Raw genomic sequence first — 18,123 nt, 5'->3', positions numbered from 1 at the left:
ATAATGACTATTAATAGAGTTTAATAATAGTCTCTGTTGGTAGCGACATTCACAGCACAAATAAGTTAAGTTTGTAGGCAAGATCACGATAATGGCCTTGTTCTGATTAACACACTAGTTCAAATCTCTATTAACAATACTGCTGTCGATGGAAAGAGGTGTTATTATAGTCACCCATTGTTATTCTATTTTTTTAACCCATTTGAGGTATATCCAATGATCATAGTCACTGGTGGAGCTGGCTTTATTGGCAGCAATATTATTAGAGCTCTAAACGCAATTGGCCGCACAGATATCCTAGTAGTCGATAATCTGAAAGATGGCACTAAATTTGCCAACCTTGTTGACCTTGATATTGCCGATTACGCAGACAAAGAAGATTTTATTGTTAGTATCATTGCCGGTGATGATTTCGGCGATGTGGACGCGGTATTCCATGAAGGTGCTTGCTCATCAACCACTGAGTGGGATGGCAAATATATGATGGATAATAACTATCAATATTCTAAAGAGTTACTACACTACTGTTTAGAGCGGGAAATTCCCTTCTTATACGCCTCATCAGCGGCGACATATGGCGGCCGTAGCGATAATTTTATCGAAGAGCGCCAATTTGAAAAACCGTTGAATGTATATGGCTATTCAAAATTCCAGTTTGACCAATACGTTCGCGAAATTTTGCCTGAAGCGGGTTCGCAAGTCTGTGGCTTCCGTTATTTCAACGTCTATGGGCCAAATGAAAACCATAAAGGCAGCATGGCAAGCGTTGCTTATCACCTAAATAAGCAAATTAATGAAGGGCAAAGTCCAAAACTGTTCGAAGGTAGCGATGGTTTCCGCCGTGACTTTATTTATGTCGGTGATGTAGCCGCGGTTAACTTGTGGTTCTGGGAAAATAATGTTTCAGGTATTTTTAACTGCGGTACAGGGCGAGCGGAATCTTTCCAAGCCGTTGCTGATGCAGTCACTGAATTCCACAAAGATAAAAATGTCGCTATCGAATATATTGAATTCCCTGAAAAATTAAAAGGCCGCTACCAAAGCTTCACACAAGCTGACCTCACTAAGCTACGTGCCGCCGGCTATACTGCACCATTTAAGACGGTTGCAGAAGGTGTTGCTGAATATATGCAATGGCTAAATAAAGACGCGTAATTATTATTTATGAAAATATTGGTGATCGGCCCTTCTTGGGTAGGGGATATGATGATGTCACAGAGCCTTTATCGCACAATAAAGGCGTTACAGCCCCATGCGCAGATTGATGTGATGGCGCCACAATGGTGTCGCCCTTTACTTGCCAAAATGCCCGAAGTCAGTAACGCAATTCCTATGCCGCTAGGCCATGGGGCACTTGAAATTGGTGAACGTCGTCGATTAGGCAAAAGTTTGCAAGCAAATGGCTATGATCAAGCTATTGTGTTACCCAATTCTTTGAAGTCTGCATTTGTGCCTTTCTTTGCAAGAATCCCCAAAAGAACCGGGTGGCGGGGAGAAATGCGCTATGGCCTACTCAATGATATTCGCCCGCTAAATAAAGACGCTTTTCCTTTAATGGTGCAGCGATATGTTGCTCTAGCTTATGATAAGCAAACTATTCAATCAGCTTCCGATATTCCGACACCAATTTTACCGCCTAAACTGGTGACAGTGCCGCAAGAAGTCACTGAAACCCTGCAAACTTTTGGGGTTGATGGTTCTCGCCCTATTATTGGTTTTTGCCCTGGTGCAGAGTTCGGGCCAGCCAAACGTTGGCCTCACTATCACTACGCTTCTCTCGCTCAAACATTAATTAGCGAAAAAGGCTATCAGGTGCTGCTATTTGGTTCACAAAAAGACCACGAAGCCGGTGAAGCCATTCGTTTAGAGCTGACTGATGATGCGAAATTACATTGCCATAATTTTTCAGGAAAAACATCTTTAGAACAAGCTGTGAATCTGATCGATGCCTGTACTGCCGTTGTCAGTAATGACTCTGGTTTGATGCATGTCGCAGCAGCGCTAGGTAAACCTCTTGTCGCCTTATATGGCCCAAGTAGCCCTGATTTCACCCCGCCATTATCAGATAAAGCAGAAGTGATCCGCCTAATTACGGGGTATCACAAAGTGCGTAAAGGTGACGGTGAAAGTGGTTATCACCAAAGTTTGATTGATATCCAACCTCAATTAGTTATCGATGCGTTAGCTCGGTTAAATATAGGTATTGAATAATGAGAGTATTATTAGTCAAGACATCTTCAATGGGAGATGTTTTACACTCATTACCAGCACTGACCGATGCACAACAAGCCATACCCGGTATCCAATTTGATTGGGTCGTTGAGGAAGGCTTCGCGCAAATTCCGACATGGCACAGTGCCGTTAACCAAGTGATCCCTGTGGCCATTCGCCGCTGGCGAAAAAATTGGTTTTCTGCACCGATCAGGGCCGAACGCGCAGAATTTCGCAAGAAATTACAAGCAACACAGTATGACGCCATCATTGATGCTCAAGGGTTATTAAAGAGCGCTTTTCTTGTCACCCGTTTAGCAAAGGGTGACAAACATGGGTACGACCGCCATAGTATTCGCGAGCCGTTAGCCAGTTGGTTCTATGACCACCGTTATGCAATTAGTAAACAACAACATGCTGTCGAACGCATCCGCCAACTGTTTGCCAAAAGCCTTAATTATGATTGCCCAACACAGCAAGGGGATTACGCCATTGCACGCCATTTTTTACAATCATCTGAAGATGGGCAAAGCCCTTACGTCGTCTTTTTGCATTCAACAACCCGCGATGATAAACACTGGCCAGAAGAAAACTGGCGAGAACTCATTAGCTTAATGGCGAATAGTGGTATTCAAATTAAACTGCCGTGGGGTGCGCCTCATGAGCAACAACGTGCAGAGCGGTTAGCGAAAGGCTTTGATTTTGTCGAGGTATTGCCAAAACTGACTTTAGCTGAGGTTGCACAACAAATTGCTAATGCTAAAGCAGTGGTTTCTGTCGATACTGGGCTTAGCCATTTGACTGCTGCGCTTGATAAACCCAATTTCACCCTGTTTGGGCCCACTGACCCAGGGTTGATTGGGGGATATGGGCAACATCAGAATACCATTAAGCCTCCTGAAAATACGATGGCGAGTATTCAAGCTCTTGATGTTTATCGGCAACTAGCCCGATATCTCTAATCAAAGTCATAACTAAATTGATAAAAAGCGGTCAACCGACCGCTTAATGACATAAATTTAAACCCTTTTATTTCTTTTGTTCCGGCGCAATAAACCCAAAGCACATGGTTTCAGGTGCGGCATCCGGTTCAGAACGGTAAATCACATCTTCTTTTTCTATCGTAAATTGCGGCCAAAACTTACGTACTTTAGCAAAGTTCTCATGGGCACAATCATCATATTTTTTGCCGAGTAGCAATGCACCATGCTGGCGAATTTCCGCTTCGGTAATATCACGATTATATACATTTGGTGGCATATGTTTTTCCATCGACCAAGGTTGGATCACATGCGGCCTATCTTTTGCGTAAATGATAAACCATTGATACTGGTTATCTTCCCCACCAACATATTTAACTGGCGTACCATATCGCTGATACCAACGTTGCTCACCTTCTGCAATCAGGTCTTTGACACCAATAAATTTTTGCCCTGCTCCACGGATGTTTGCCGCTTGCACCGTGATATACCCGACTAACACTAAAGCACCAAAAACGGCAAAGCCCACTAATGATTTTTTAAAGGTTTTTTTCGGCAGCACCGTGATCGAACCAACAAATAACGGTGCGCAAACGGCCATAAATGGTTGTAACCATTCGGTGATCCGACCGCCATCATGGAATGAAAACCAGCCATAAATCACAATAAGTGGAAATAAGATAATAAAATTAGCCATTCTATTGGCAATAGGTTTCGGCCAGCCTAACTTACCGCCACCACGATAAACGATCACAGCAGCAATGATTAGTGGGTAAAAAACACTTAGCGCAGCTTGAGTTGTATGCAAATTGAAACCAGGGTCAATTTGCGAATCAACCCATTTAAACGCAGAAAAATCACTCGCCATTAACCAAAAGAAATTCGGTAATACCAGCCCAAACCAAAGGGCAATTGCGAGATAAAAAACGGGGTGGCGATAACTTTGGCGAACCTGCTTTACAAATAGTGTTAACAAGAAAACAGAGCCAACTAAAGCTAAAGTTGAGTATTTCCCCATCGTGGCCAACCCTGCAAACAAGGCAAAAGGTAGCCACCATGCAGGGTTGTCATCTACAGCGCGTAGAAAGAAGTAAATAGTCCATGGCCATAAAGTCACTAAAATATAGTTATCATTATATGGAATGATATCGAAATTAATTACACCTGATAAATTTAACATCAGCATCGCAAACCAAGCTAGGTCACGACGCCCTGTTAAATGAAAAGCGAGTTTCCACACACCAAGCAAACCAAATGCAATACCCGCAAAATGGATAAAATACCAATAGAAGCTATATGATATCCCTAAATAAATTGCAGGCCACATCAATACCCCAACAAACCATGGGTTTTTAGGGGAGCCCCATTCGCCATTCATTCCCCAATTCACTGCTTCTACAGTGTCATAAGGTACCGTTGGGTCAAAATAGAAACTCGCTAAGATCCAAGCGATAGCGTAGCCTATAACCCATAGATAGACATATTTATTTGATATTGATTGATTGATAGCAGGCATATAGTCTTAAAAGATAAGAAAAAATTTCAACATTCCATTTGGGTGCGACTTCAAGTGCAATAAACCAAACTAGAACGGCTCAATAATAAACGGTGCAGTCTACTATAGTTTAGGAATAATACTAAGGTATGCCATGAAATATTCACAGTTTATTGCTGTAATGTTCAAGTTTCTACTCGAGAAAAGACTTTATTGACGACTATTGTTCTTTCGGAGGCAAATAAGGTTGCAGTAATTTCAAGAGGCGCTGTAAGGCCCCTTGATTTTCATGCAGCACTTCTGCAGCATGTCGACCATAATATAACCGGTAATCTTCATCAGAAAGCAAACTGGTCACTGCTTGAACCATCGATTCACTATCTGTTACCGTAATTAAACCATCTGCTTGTTTTAATTTCCCACAGATATCTTTGAAATTGAACGTATGAGGCCCCATTAAAACAGGTAAAGCATGAGCAGCGGCTTCAAGAGGGTTATGCCCCCCTGTTTCAACTAAACTTCCCCCGACAAATGCAATATCCGCAATACCGTATAGCAGCATTAACTCCCCCATCGTATCGCCAATAACCACTTGTATATCAGATGTTGGGACAGTATTGGCACTACGGCGAATAAATGTTAAACCTGCTTTTTGAGTGAGTTCCTCTGCTTTGGCAAAACGTTCAGGATGACGAGGAACCAGAATTAATAGTAAGTCAGGAAAGCGGGCTAACAATTTTTGATGTGTTTCTAATACAATTGCTTCTTCACCTTCGTGTGTACTCGTAGCAATCCAAACAGGGCGGTGAGCAGCCCATTGCCTACGCAATGTTATTGCCCTAACAGCCAATTCAGGTGTCACAGAAATATCGAACTTTAAGCTCCCTGTCACATTCAGTTGCATTCGCCTTAACCCAAGTTGAACAAAACGCTCGCCATCCTCCTGGTGCTGGGCAGCAACTATCGTGACATTACGCAGCATCCGTTTTACAAAATTGCCGAGCTTTTGATACCCCCGAGCGGAACGCTCAGATAACCGTGCATTGGCAATAACCAAAGGAATTTTACGTTTATGGAGCTGATTTATCATGTTTGGCCATAACTCAGTTTCCATGATAATCACAAGTTTAGGGTCTACTTGTTTAAGAAAACGGCGCATTGAACCGGGAAGGTCATAAGGCAAGTAAACGTGGTCAACATCATCACCAAAAGCAGAAAGTACACGCTCAGAGCCAGTTGGCGTCATCGTCGTCACAGTAATTGGTAATGAGGGATAGTGATGGCGAAGTGCGCGAACAAGAGGAACCGCCGCGAGAGTCTCCCCAACAGAGACTGAATGGAGCAAAATACCTTGAGGCCTTACTTTCCCCGCGCAAAAACCATAGCGCTCGCCCCACCGTTTACGATACGCAGGCGCTTTACGGCTGCGCAGCAATAGGCGAACCCATATAAATGGCTGGATAAGATAAAGAAGTACCTGATATAAACGCAGCAATAACATTCGTTCTGATTCACTTACCAAAATTGGCGCTATCTTAGCATAAAGCTCAAATAAAAGTGTGCAGAATATGCACCTAAAAATGATAACAGACCACTATCTACAGTTGCAACCATGCCAGATAGCCGATAATGTTAATTACTATCAACGCTTATTCATGCTGTTTTTTAGAATAAGTAATAGCAAACAAAGAGATACTATCGCCATGAAACACAAGGCTATTTACCCTGGTACGTTTGACCCGGTTACATCTGGACATGTTGATATTGTTACTCGTGCAGCAGCAATGTTTGACCATGTCCTACTCGCTATTGCTAATAGCCAACGAAAGAACCCAATGTTCTCACTTGATGAACGTGTTGCTCTTGCTAAAGAAGTCACTTCTCATCTTAATAATGTAGAAGTCGTTGGTTTTTCTGAACTAATGGCAAATTTTGCACAAAAGAATGGGGCCAATATTCTCATTCGGGGTGTTCGCTCGGTCGCCGATTTTGAGTATGAGTGGCAACTGGCAAATATGAACCGCCACTTTGTGCCGGATTTAGAAACCGTATTTTTATTACCATCACAAAGTTTATCCTTTGTTTCTTCATCTTTAATAAAGGATGTTGCACTTCATGATGGTGATATTTCTTCTTTCTTGCCCCCAGTCGTTGCTGAGGCAATGTTAAAGAAGCTCAATAAAAAATAGTAAGTACCTACTACTTTTGGCATTGCGGGCAAAAAAAGGTGCTACGTTGGCCCTGTTTAATACTTTCAATTGGTGTTCCACACATTGAACAGGGTTCGCCTTTTTTGCCATACACGAACAGCTCTTGAGCAAAGTAGCCTGGCTTACCATCCGATTGCAAAAAATCTTTCAACGTTGTGCCACCTTGTTCGATAGAGCGCTGTAAAACTTTTTTAATTTGTTGAACTAATTCAGTAACCTCTTCCAAAGTTAGTGTATTGGTAATTTTTTCGGGTGAGATTTTTGCCGCAAATAAGGCTTCATTAGCATAAATATTACCAACACCAACTACAACTTTGTTATCCATTAACCAAGGCTTGATAGCGACTTTCTTTTTTTGAGCTAATTCATAAAGATAGTGAGGATTAAAAGCATCAGATAGCGGTTCTGGGCCTAAATGCGCAAGTACAGAGCTGGTTTCTAAGTCATCACACCAAAGCCAAGCACCGAAACGCCGAGGGTCGGTATAGCGAAGTACTTTGCCATCACGCATAATGAGGTCTACATGGTCATGTTTTTCTTCAGGTAATTCTTCCGTTAAAATTCGGACACTACCAGACATACCAAGATGTACAATAATCCACCCTGTTTGCAATTCAATCAGCAAATACTTAGCGCGACGTTGAACACTTAAAACCGCTTCATCTGATAAACTTTTAATTTGTTCACTAACTGGCCAACGTAAACAACCGTTACGTACAATGGCATAAGATATTGTATTACCAACCAAATGGGGTTCGATACCACGACGGCTTGTTTCGACTTCTGGTAGTTCTGGCATGCTTTATACCTATATTGACCCAATTAAAAAGTACACTGTATCAAATACCTATTCTAAGGCACCACCTGTTATAACACGAAGCTGAACACTTTGGTAAATAAGCTGATTGATATTTAAGTACCGATTCATAAACAGAAGTTATCATAAAGTATTTACATTTAAAGCACTTTCCCTCATGATAAATAAGTGTAATTTATCAATATAAAAACTTTGGGTAATCAGCATAAACTGTTAAATAGAGTAAAGGCTATTTTGTGAATATAAATAACAATGTCACCAATCAACTCCCTTTTTTATTATTATTTTTAGTCACTTTAGGAATGTTTACCAATGATACCCAAGGCGTATTAAATGTTTCTGCTACTTTACTTTTTATATATACCTTATACTCAATTTTTAAATATAAAATTAATATTAAAAATGACCTTATTACATTAATCAAAAATAGGAAAATACTTTTTTTATTTGGGGCCTGGGGGTTATTATGTGCGGTCATTTTCACCTATCCAAGCTTCACTCATGAGGCCGTTAAAGAATTTTTTAATGACTGGCGCTATATTGTCATTATTACATTGTTTTTAATCGTTTTTAAAAAAGAGATGTCAAAATCAAATAAAACGATTATTTATGCCCTTATTGCTACCCTTGCGTTTACTATTTTTATCATCCCCATACTAAAACAATTTAAAAATAGTCAGTTGCCTCTATACCTACAACTAAGGTATGGCTTTGCGCACTATATGACATTACTATTCCCATTCACTTTCAGTGCTGTTTTTTTATTTAAAAAAATATTACTTAAATTGTTAATGTTGACCCTATCTGCCTGTGCATTTTTATTCCTACTCTATACTGGAAGTCGTGGTGGAGCATTGGCTGTCGTGATAGAAGCATTTATGATTTTATGTTTATTATCAGCAAACTACAAGAAGTTCCTTATTAATATAATTAGCCTTGGCGTATTAGCTGTAGCTATTATTTTTACTTCTTATCATTACATCCCTCAGGTAAAAAATAAAATAAACCAATCTTTATATTCTGAAAACTTAACATCTAACCGTGATAAAATCATTGAAACACGCTACCCTATTTTTACACAAAGCCTTGCTAGTCAGCTTGCTGGTGTTGGTTATGGTTCTGTCGCGTACAATCAGTTCTTACTTGATAATAAAGCCCCAACTAACCAAGGTGGAATGGGATATTCACGTAAGTCAGGTGAGTCTTTCTATAACAATGATGAGCCCTTTTTCTTAAATATCATCTATAACATTGGTTTTATTGGCTTAGTTTTATTTTTATCTGCATTTTTCATTAATATGAAAGACCTATTAAAAGACATTCGAAGGGGAAAAAATATTCTTAATGTTGGGATCTTTGTTTCTTCTATTGGTTACTTTTTGGTGTATTGTCTATTTGAGTTTATCTTTTTAGATATTTTCATCTTATATAATATATTAACTGCCATTTTAGTCAAAAAATGTCTATCGAATTAATTAGATAGATAGTTTTCTCATCAAATACTTTATGGTTGTGATAAGAAAACCAATATAATCGCCATTTCTTCTTAAATGTGATTTTTTTCTTGATAACTGTTTATAACCTTCCGGTTTTAGTAAAGGGACATTTTTCCAAGGGGAGTTATCCCTTGCAGACTCGAAATAAATACACTCTGAATAAAATTTAGCCCATTCATGAAATGGCTTTGTTAAACCGACAAAGTGAATAAAAACAACCTGCTCAGAGATTTTAGGGAGGTCTGATTTTTTGGTTATATGCCAATCTAAAGAAAACATAAAGTTAAAATTCTCACTGATATTGATCACTTTATTATTTAATAAAATATTCAAAGCATCCTGATCTGGGTGCGTAAAGTCATTTTTATTAACCAAATCAATGACTTGATTTGGAATGTTATATTCTGCCATCCTTTTTATCGACATATATAAAAAACCAGAATTAAAATACTTTGACATATCCATGGGTAATGAATTTTTATCGCTACGGAACTTATCTTTAACGGCATATAGATAAGTACTCTCATTAAATTCTAATGAACCCAGATATGATAACTCCCCTTTACAGATAATATCGGCATCCAAGTATAATAGTTTATCAAGCCCTTTTGTTGCTAAGTATGAAATGATAATTAAGCGAAAATATATTGCGGAACTCCAGCCTTTTGATGGTAGAGGTAAAGATTTAAATTTTTCGTTATCAATAAGATATATACTTAACCTATGTTGCGTATGTTCCATTAATTGATGAAACAACCTCTCATCGCTTAAATTATCAACAAAGAGATGAAAGTGGAAAAAATTTTCTTGGTTGTTAAGCAGAATCGAGGAAATCGATGTCCCTACACCGTATAAAAAATTTTCATCTACGCCATATGAAATGTGAAAGTAACATTCATTACTAATGTTGGTATCTGAGTTAATTTCTATCTTTGATTTTATCATCTCATTACATAACATTTTAAGGTTCCTACCCCTCACATTTTTACAACTTCAGATTAGCTAAGCTTAATTGAGTTTTAATAACATACACCAATAGTATAAACTAATTTTGCCCTGATTTATGTTAATTCACTCAGCTTTACGATTATCTCTTTCAACAGAAAAAACCACATATATAACAAATGGTTATATTGAGTGTTTTGAGGGTTAAACTGCCAAAACCAGCACTTAGTATCGTATAATTTTATTGCACACCAAATTTGATGACTTGCATTGTGCAATATATCAACAGTAGATATCTTGACAGACCACGTTTAGTTGAAAAACTCCATGAAACTGTTAAGTCTAAACAACTAGCTTTAATTTTATTAAACAATTTGGCTGTAATCTATATAAATATTCTGTATTTACACTATAATCGGATTATGGGGTAGCGTTAGGAAAATACTAATCTTAATTATTAGTATTCATAATACCAACTAAATTTTACTTTACGATATAACAATGAAACAAAGCATTGAGCTAAAAAAATATATACTCATCATACTTGCGCTGGTTATTTTAGCGACATTATCCAAAGTTATGCTGCTCGGCACCGGTAATGCACACCCAACGGTTAGGGAAATAACACTAGTCTGCTTTTTAATTATTATATTAAGCTCATCAAATAAAGCTTATTGGTATATTGGCTTCCCTATTATTATAGTCAATGCACTCTATACACCAATTGGCCTCAACTTTGGGGAGCCAACCTACCAATATATTTCCTCTGTCGTCGCTACAGATGCAATGGAATCCCAAGAATTTTTCACACAAATCCCTATAAAAAATTATCTTTTCGCAATATTTATTATTGTTGCTTTTATTTATTATAGGAAAATGACCATTAAAAACGGCATATTTTTTTATAAAAATAAAACATTGCTTGTTTGCCTAGCCATTATTGCATTGATAAATCAATCCCCTTTTAAATTTTTTGATAATATCTATCACTCTATATTAAATGTAAAAAATGAAGTCAATAACTTAAATGAATTTACTAAAAAAAGTGAATGGGGAGATTCAACATTAAAAGTAGGTACTCCACAATATGATGATTATGTTTTAATTATTGGTGAAAGTGTTCGTCGTGATTATATGAATGCCTACGGCTACCCAATTAAAAACACACCTTTTATTAGTAAGACAAATGGAGTCATTGTTGAAGGATTAACTTCCGGTGGCACTAACACGGTGGCATCTTTGCGAATTATGCTAACCCAATCCCAAAAAGATGAATGGTTACCGAATTATGGCTTAAATTTTGTCGACTTAGCAAAATCAGCAGGGTACAAGGTGTATTGGCTATCAAATCAAGGGTTTCTTGGTGAGTTTGATACACCAATTACATTTATCGCAAAAAGAAGTGATATTAAAAAATTCAATAAAATGGGCGCATTTAATTCTAAAGATACTAGTGATTTTAGTTTAGTAAATGTATTCCAACAAGAGTTAGATGAAAAGGTCAGTAAAAAACAAAAGAGACTCTTTGTCATTCATTTATATGGCTCACACCCCGATGCTTGTGCTCGAATTGAAGATTATAAAAATAACTACAGGACTAAAGATAATCAATTCAATAATATCTCTTGTTATGTTGCTAGTATAGAAAAAACAGATAAAATACTTGGCCTAATTTATAATTCATTAAAAGAGCAACAAAAACAAACTCATCGTAGCTTCTCCATGTTGTATTTTGCTGATCATGGACTCTCTCATTCATTAATAGATGACCAGATTAAATTAAATTTAAGCCATGTTTCGGCAAAAGTATTAAATATTCCTCTCATGATGTTTAATTCTGACAGTAACACCAAAGAAATCATTAAAAGCTATAAATCGGGGAAATTGTTTACCACAGGTCTAGCAAACTGGCTTAATATTAAAAATAAAAAAATAGACCCTAACTATAGTTTATTTTCTAGCTATAATGATGATAATTTAGATATATTTAAAAATAAATTCAATGAGTTAAGGGATGGTGAAGAAGATGACCTGCCTATAGATATACGAGGAAAATAGGAATCATTAGACAGGCAACCATTTTATCAATTTAGGGGTTAGTATAATATTTAATACGGCCCCCTCAACGACTAAATTTCTCGCTTGCAGGAGTTATTTACCCCATCAATTCGATAATATTTTTTTATTTCAGCGATGATTGCGTTTACAATATCATCGACTTTGATATTTTTGATCCCCGTAGGTTCTATTATTTGCTTTGACTTCTTATAGTTGGGGGCACATAAAAAATCAGTATTAAACCCATCATTATAAACTGAACTATAAAATGCTAATAATGGGATATCTTTACTATTTGCCAAATGGACAAAAGATGTATCTGAAGAAACACAAAAATCACACAAACTTAATATTGCAGCTGAAGATAAGAAACTACGAGTCTTATAGAAATATGAGTTTCCTGTTAGATTAATATGTTTCATTCGATGCTCTTCACAAAGAATAATAATACTTATATCTTTTATTTTATTTAACTCACTTAAAATTCTATTAACCTGCTCATCACTAAAGCTTCTCTCTTGCGTTGAGGCAAACGGGCAAAATGCAATTTTTAAACTCGATACAGGTGTGTTTTCTAATAATTGCTTTGCTTTTTCTTGTTCATTTGTGGGTATATTAACAATATATTGCCCAGAAACTGTATTATTAAAAAATTTCTTTAATATATGGTTATAGTAATCAGTTATATGGATGCCATCGCTCGCAATAAAGTTATCACTATATTTTTTTGGTGCTTTTACATTAAAGCCACTTAAGTAAATATAATTCATTTTATTTAATAAACTATAATACTTATAAGAAAAAAACCATCCACAATGGCTATAGGGATCGACCACTAAATCATATTTTATTTTGCATATGTTAGCATCACCCACTAAAAAACAGTTTCTGATATCTAAATTTTCAGAAAAAATATCAACATTTTTCTTAGCAAGAACAATATCAACAATTTTATTCATTTTTTTTAATGTGTGGATAAATGACGTTGCCATGATCGCATCGCCTATGCCAACATTAACTAAAACAATACAGACTGAGTCAATATTCTTTATTTTATTATCTTTGGCATCAGCCGGTTTCAACATTTTAATTTGTTGAATAGTTGATTTAAATTTATATTTAAATTCATTAAAACTCATGCTATCACCTAACATAAAAAAATAAAGAACATCAAGAGTATTAACATTTTCTCTTTATAAGTATTACCCTTAAGATATCAAAATGCCTTTTTCAACAAATATTGAAAATAGCTTTGCACACTAGACAAATACCTTTTCTGATGGCTCATATGCTTCGCACAGTAACGCAAATGATTACTACTTTTAGCCTTCAGTAACGGAATGTCTTTCCATGGCGATGCATTTTTTGCATTAATAAAGGGCTGAGCTGTTGAGTAATTCGCCCATTCATGCCAAGGCTTAGTTGGGCCAATATAATGAATTAATACCGTTTCTGAAGTAATTGGGTTCTCTTTTTTACCCTTTTGAAGCTCGTAGTTTATACTATATTGGGTATTATATTTTCCATCTAAATAAATAACTTTACCCGTCAGTAGCATATTTAAGATATCTTGATCAAGATACGATATTTTCGCTTTGACTTCTTCTTGAGAAAGTAACTCCATTGCTTTCTCTGATATATTGTACTTAGCCCAATTAACTAAATTAATGACTAAAAAGCCAGCATTAAAATACCCTGATGTAATGCTAGGTACCCCTAAGGCTGTTGCCCTTTTTTCCCACCAAGCCATATCCCTTTCAGGTACCACCGCTGCGATCTCATCACCAGTAAATTGAATACTCAATAATGGTTGCAATGAACCCTGGCACATAATATCCGCATCCATATAGATTATTCTTTCTAGCTGATTTGCAAAATAATCAGCAATAATAAATCTAAAATACGTAGCATATGACCAATTTTTAGTACTTGGCAGTGTTTTTAGTTGTTCGCAATCAACTAAATAAACCTGAATACTGGTTTTATACTGTTCAGCTAGTTGTTGAAAAAGGCGGCTTTGCTCATCGTCAAAATAATCAGTAAAAATATGAAATGAAAAAGAAATATCTCTATTTGTTTTTAATAAAGATGCAATTGAAATTCCACAGCCATATAGAAAATTACGGTCAATCCCATATGAAATATGCAAGCTATCATCACTAACGACCGCGCCAGTTGAGGATAAATCAATTTGCTTTGTTATCGCATTGTCCTTATTGAAAAACATTTAGTTTATCTCTCTTATCTCAATTTCATTTACAATGACTTTCTTATTGTACGTTCTTTAATTTGCTCTGCTTTACTTTCAGCTTTGGCTATTAAGTGCCTTTCCCGCTGCAAAATTGTTCTTAGCGGCAACTCAAAGTATACCTTCATAAACCGAAAAATATCACGCTGAGTTAGCCCAATGTTCAATGAAGAATAATATAACCCAATTAAATCTTTATTGCGCCAACGAATGGGAACCGAATTTCTAAGTTGTGCACGATGTAAGTCAATAACGGATATTTTTAAATCGTCTTCATTGCCCGTAAAAGGTAAATGAAGTAAAAAATGGCAAATATAGCAATCTCGGTGGTTAATACCTGTCGCGTGCATCTTACGTACCATGTCCGCAACCCGACGAATAATCATTTGCTTGGTACGAAATGCCGGAGGCTCATCTAGCCAATTTGCACAATAATCCTCTAAACTCACCGTCGGGGTCAAATCTTCAGTGATAATAAATGAATGTCGGCGAAGAGGGTTAAGCCCTTTTTGCCCGAATGCCCGCCCATTCATAGTATCAACGCCCACTTTAGTAAGTTGATGGATAGCATTCCATTCTCTATCAGCCCCTAAAACAGGTAAACGGAAAGAAAATAGATTTTTTAAAACTTCTTTTAGTGTTGTGCCATAGTGGATCTTTATAAAATAGCTTCGCCCTTCAATTTCAAAACGTAATGTTTTACGCGACTCTAATGCACGGAAGACTTCACCATGTAATTTATCGCTTTCAAAAAATGGATCTTTATTTTTCCATAATTCACTGAAAGGCGTTTTTAATTCAATCATTTGAGCACCCTAAAATAATATCCGCAGCCTTTTCTGGTAGGCTATACAAATCTTCTGTATCTGCAAAATACTGTGCATTTCGAGCCCATTGTACAAGCTGAACAGAATTTTTTAGGCTATTTTCTAATGCTAAGTTTAAAGCTGATTGCTCAAATGGTTCTTTGATAACCATACCGCATTGGGCTTGCTCAATAAATGAAGCGTAACCACATACTTCCGTCACTATAATAGGTAATCCTGCTGTAATAGCTTCTAATAACACAATACCTGCTGCTTCTTGATAAGCTGGATGCATTAATATATCGGCAGCTGCCATTAATTCGGCAATATCATTACGACCACTAAAGAAAGAAACTTGCTGCCCAATCCCAAGTGTTTCAGCTAAACGTTGGTATTTTGCTGGTTTATCTTGCCCAACCACCATCAGCAGCGTATTTTTTTTAATATCTTCAGGGAGCGCAGCAACCGCTTTTAATGTTCTATCAACACCTTTACGCCTAAAATCAGAACCCACTTGCAACAATAAAAATGCAGATTCTGGTATTTGATTTTTTTGGCGATAGACCTGTTTCGCATTCGGTATTTGCTGGTCGTATTTTATACTTTTAGCAATACCTGGAGGAAGCATATGGAAACGTTGGTTCTCTGTCCCATAATGCGTTTTAAAATGGCTAATTTGATGTGGCGTTAACATCAATAATTGGGTGGGCTTACCCACTGCAAAAACAGCTTTTTCAAATGCTGCGTAATGCTTATAACGCGGGGTTAGCTTATAAAAGAAACCTTTTTCTTCCGCAACTTTTTGGGCATAGCACACATCAGCAGCATAATAGATATCTAAGCCCGGCATTTTATTAAAACCGACAATACGGTCTACTGGGTGATGCTGCAAATGGTCTAAAACCCAATGGCAATATTGAGTATTACGGCCATGATTCGTGTTTGATGTCACCGGTACAATGATAATTTCAAAGCCATCAGGCTGATCACCGTCCCATGATTGGGTATACACTCGAACATGGTGACCACGTGACTGGCATTCAGTAGCAATACGCAGAAAATCCCGCTGTAGACCACCATACGGGAAATATTTATATAAGCAGAATGCCACATTCATATTAATACCTTTTCATCATGGAGCGGATATTCATGGGTAACATTTTTTCTGTTGCGTTAATTACATCTAACGCTGGAATAATGGATAAATACTTTTTATTGCGGTCTAGCTCATCTCTGGGTGGCATCGATTCATAGTCACCGGCCCAGAATTGAACAACATTATCACTCCAAGGGCGCCAAAAAATATGATTTGTCGCGCCAAAAAGGCACACGATAGGTGTGTTTACCGCTGCAGCAATATGCATTGGCGCAGAATCCACACCAATAAATAAAGCGGCATGAGCAATAAGAGCCCCTAACTCAGGGAACGTTGTTTTCCCCGCAAGCTCAGTAACAGGTTTTGTATTACAGCCATCTGCAATCTGATTAATACATTCAAGGTCTTCTTTACTCGGCCCTGAAGTCAAAACAACTTGGTAACCACGAGACTGCAGTGCATCAATGACCGCTGAGAACTTTTCATTATCCCAACACTTAAAAAGTTGACGGGCTGTTGGTTGGATAACCACATAGCTACTATGGACGCCTAAGCTTAATAACTTTTCGTCAATATTTTTCCAATCTTGCGCCGAGTATGACATCGTTAGATGCGTTTTTAATTCTTTTATTTCTAACGGCTTAAGTACGGATAAATTATTTACAACAACATGTTCCCCTTCAGGTGGGGTCAAATGAGTAAAACTGTTACGCCAATATTGAGAATCTCGATGAGTAAATTGATGAGAGATTTTCATTTCAGCAGGGATAGCCCTAACCAATAAGCTAACCAACCACTGATCAGCTAAATTAACAACTAAATCATATTTATTTTTACGTAGCTTTAGCATTAGCTTGATAAAATTACAGGCTTTACTCAATCCAGAACTATTTTTACTCGCCATGCCATATAAGGCATTGATTTCAGAGTTTTCAGAGAGGATGGGAATGGTATCCTGATAAAGCAAAACATCAATTTCTGCATCAGGATATTGGTGTTTTAATGAGCTGATAACAGGTGTAGTCAGCAGCATGTCCCCATGAAACCTCATCTTGATCACAAGAATTTTTTTAAACTGTTTTTTCACCAGGCACTCTTAATCAGGTCTATATTATGTGTAAAAGACGATAGATATTTGACAACGAATATCATTATTAATTCAATAATTACTAGCTATGTTACTACTTTCAGAATAATGGTCATAGCCTCGAATGCGCATATCCGTAACTAACCAATTTTTAAGCAAAAAAAAACTCAGCCGAAGCTGAGTTTTTAACGCAGATAGCAAAATTACTTGATTTTTGCTTCTTTGTAGATCACATGCTTACGAACAACTGGATCGAATTTTTTCATTTCCAGTTTTTCTGGCATTGTGCGCTTGTTCTTCGTAGTGGTATAGAAATGACCTGTACCTTCAGAAGAGACCAGCTTGATTTTCTCGCGAATACCTTTAGCCATTTTTTAGCTCCTTAGTACTTCTCACCACGGGCACGCAGTTCAGCAAGAACCACATCAATTCCCTTTTTATCGATCACACGCATACCTTTAGCAGATACACGCAGTGTTACGAAACGTTTCTCAGACTCAACCCAGAAACGGTGAGAGTGCAGGTTTGGCAAAAAACGACGTTTGGTCGCGTTTAATGCGTGTGAACGGTTGTTACCGCTCATTGGACGCTTGCCAGTAACTTGGCAGACTCGTGACATGTCTATTCTCCAAAAATCTAATCAGCTCGAGCTTTTTTGTTCTGGGTATGGCCGC

At 37.4% G+C, this 18,123-nt stretch carries 17 protein-coding genes; 6 read left to right on the top strand and 11 right to left on the bottom strand.

From position 1 onward, the window contains the following. Positions 1-216 precede the first annotated feature (216 nt). The 3 genes from rfaD to rfaC are packed head-to-tail and all read left to right on the top strand — an operon-like array spanning position 217 to position 3,173. Positions 217-1,155, top strand: coding sequence for an ADP-glyceromanno-heptose 6-epimerase (gene rfaD, locus ACHB7C_RS14745; RefSeq protein ID WP_042846722.1), 939 nt, complete (start codon positions 217-219; stop codon positions 1,153-1,155). A 9-nt stretch (positions 1,156-1,164) separates the two neighbouring features. Further along, positions 1,165-2,211, top strand: a complete 1,047-nt coding sequence (gene rfaF / locus ACHB7C_RS14740) for an ADP-heptose--LPS heptosyltransferase RfaF (protein WP_131680753.1) — start codon at positions 1,165-1,167, stop codon at positions 2,209-2,211. After that, on the top strand, positions 2,211-3,173 hold the full coding sequence (gene rfaC, locus ACHB7C_RS14735) for a lipopolysaccharide heptosyltransferase RfaC (protein ID WP_166685495.1): 963 nt from the start codon (positions 2,211-2,213) through the stop codon (positions 3,171-3,173). Before rfaF ends, rfaC begins: the two co-directional genes overlap by 1 nt. A gap of 67 nt (positions 3,174-3,240) precedes the next feature. Here the strand turns inward: rfaC and ACHB7C_RS14730 are convergent, their stop codons facing one another. Both ACHB7C_RS14730 and waaA read right to left on the bottom strand, forming a co-directional pair. Then, positions 3,241-4,707 (bottom strand): glycosyltransferase family 39 protein, encoded by a 1,467-nt coding sequence (locus ACHB7C_RS14730; RefSeq protein ID WP_166685494.1) that lies wholly within the window; start codon positions 4,705-4,707, stop codon positions 3,241-3,243. A 199-nt stretch (positions 4,708-4,906) separates the two neighbouring features. Next, positions 4,907-6,187: a lipid IV(A) 3-deoxy-D-manno-octulosonic acid transferase gene (gene waaA, locus ACHB7C_RS14725; RefSeq protein ID WP_042846726.1), complete on the bottom strand. Its 1,281-nt coding sequence runs from the start codon at positions 6,185-6,187 to the stop codon at positions 4,907-4,909. A gap of 202 nt (positions 6,188-6,389) precedes the next feature. Here waaA and coaD point away from each other — a divergent pair, with 202 nt between their 5' ends. Then, positions 6,390-6,875, top strand: coding sequence for a pantetheine-phosphate adenylyltransferase (gene coaD, locus ACHB7C_RS14720; RefSeq protein ID WP_042846826.1), 486 nt, complete (start codon positions 6,390-6,392; stop codon positions 6,873-6,875). A 10-nt stretch (positions 6,876-6,885) separates the two neighbouring features. Here the strand turns inward: coaD and mutM are convergent, their stop codons facing one another. Next, entirely contained in the window at positions 6,886-7,695 is an 810-nt protein-coding gene (gene mutM / locus ACHB7C_RS14715; RefSeq protein ID WP_395347711.1) for a bifunctional DNA-formamidopyrimidine glycosylase/DNA-(apurinic or apyrimidinic site) lyase, read from the bottom strand. Between the two features lie 254 nt (positions 7,696-7,949). Between mutM and ACHB7C_RS14710 the strand changes: the two genes are divergently transcribed. After that, a complete protein-coding gene (locus ACHB7C_RS14710) occupies positions 7,950-9,188 on the top strand; it encodes an O-antigen ligase family protein (RefSeq protein WP_395347709.1) in 1,239 nt (412 codons plus the stop codon). Here the strand turns inward: ACHB7C_RS14710 and ACHB7C_RS14705 are convergent, their stop codons facing one another. Beyond that, positions 9,189-10,169 (bottom strand): glycosyltransferase, encoded by a 981-nt coding sequence (locus ACHB7C_RS14705; protein ID WP_166685533.1) that lies wholly within the window; start codon positions 10,167-10,169, stop codon positions 9,189-9,191. Between the two features lie 486 nt (positions 10,170-10,655). On the opposite strand from ACHB7C_RS14705, the gene ACHB7C_RS14700 reads away from it, so the two are divergent. Next, positions 10,656-12,212: a phosphoethanolamine transferase gene (locus ACHB7C_RS14700; RefSeq protein WP_395347707.1), complete on the top strand. Its 1,557-nt coding sequence runs from the start codon at positions 10,656-10,658 to the stop codon at positions 12,210-12,212. A gap of 71 nt (positions 12,213-12,283) precedes the next feature. Here the strand turns inward: ACHB7C_RS14700 and ACHB7C_RS14695 are convergent, their stop codons facing one another. The 7 genes from ACHB7C_RS14695 to rpmB all read right to left on the bottom strand — a co-directional run bounded on the left by ACHB7C_RS14695 (position 12,284) and on the right by rpmB (position 18,068). Beyond that, positions 12,284-13,351 carry a glycosyltransferase family 9 protein gene (locus tag ACHB7C_RS14695; protein ID WP_349488932.1) on the bottom strand — a complete coding sequence of 356 codons (1,068 nt, stop codon included), beginning with the start codon at positions 13,349-13,351 and terminating at the stop codon, positions 12,284-12,286. Positions 13,352-13,428: 77 nt separating this feature from the next. Beyond that, positions 13,429-14,439, bottom strand: coding sequence for a lipopolysaccharide 3-alpha-galactosyltransferase (gene waaO / locus ACHB7C_RS14690; protein WP_131680760.1), 1,011 nt, complete (start codon positions 14,437-14,439; stop codon positions 13,429-13,431). A 29-nt stretch (positions 14,440-14,468) separates the two neighbouring features. Continuing rightward, a complete protein-coding gene (gene rfaP, locus ACHB7C_RS14685; protein ID WP_272659746.1) occupies positions 14,469-15,266 on the bottom strand; it encodes a lipopolysaccharide core heptose(I) kinase RfaP in 798 nt (265 codons plus the stop codon). After that, entirely contained in the window at positions 15,259-16,383 is a 1,125-nt protein-coding gene (locus tag ACHB7C_RS14680; RefSeq protein WP_042846736.1) for a glycosyltransferase family 4 protein, read from the bottom strand. The genes rfaP and ACHB7C_RS14680 overlap by 8 nt, the downstream gene beginning before the upstream one ends. A gap of 1 nt (position 16,384) precedes the next feature. Then, positions 16,385-17,449 (bottom strand): lipopolysaccharide core heptosyltransferase RfaQ, encoded by a 1,065-nt coding sequence (rfaQ, locus tag ACHB7C_RS14675; RefSeq protein WP_198861028.1) that lies wholly within the window; start codon positions 17,447-17,449, stop codon positions 16,385-16,387. A 203-nt stretch (positions 17,450-17,652) separates the two neighbouring features. After that, on the bottom strand, positions 17,653-17,820 hold the full coding sequence (rpmG, locus tag ACHB7C_RS14670; RefSeq protein ID WP_004924244.1) for a 50S ribosomal protein L33: 168 nt from the start codon (positions 17,818-17,820) through the stop codon (positions 17,653-17,655). A gap of 11 nt (positions 17,821-17,831) precedes the next feature. Beyond that, complete coding sequence (rpmB, locus tag ACHB7C_RS14665) at positions 17,832-18,068, bottom strand: 50S ribosomal protein L28 (RefSeq protein ID WP_166685538.1); 237 nt, start codon at positions 18,066-18,068, stop codon at positions 17,832-17,834. Positions 18,069-18,123 lie beyond the last annotated feature (55 nt).

The sequence above is a fragment of the Providencia sp. 2024EL-00732 genome (assembly GCF_044006275.1).
GTDB lineage: Bacteria > Pseudomonadota > Gammaproteobacteria > Enterobacterales > Enterobacteriaceae > Providencia > Providencia huashanensis.
The sequence above is the reverse complement of the archived record's forward strand: the minus strand, read 5'-3'. Positions and strand labels throughout refer to the sequence as shown.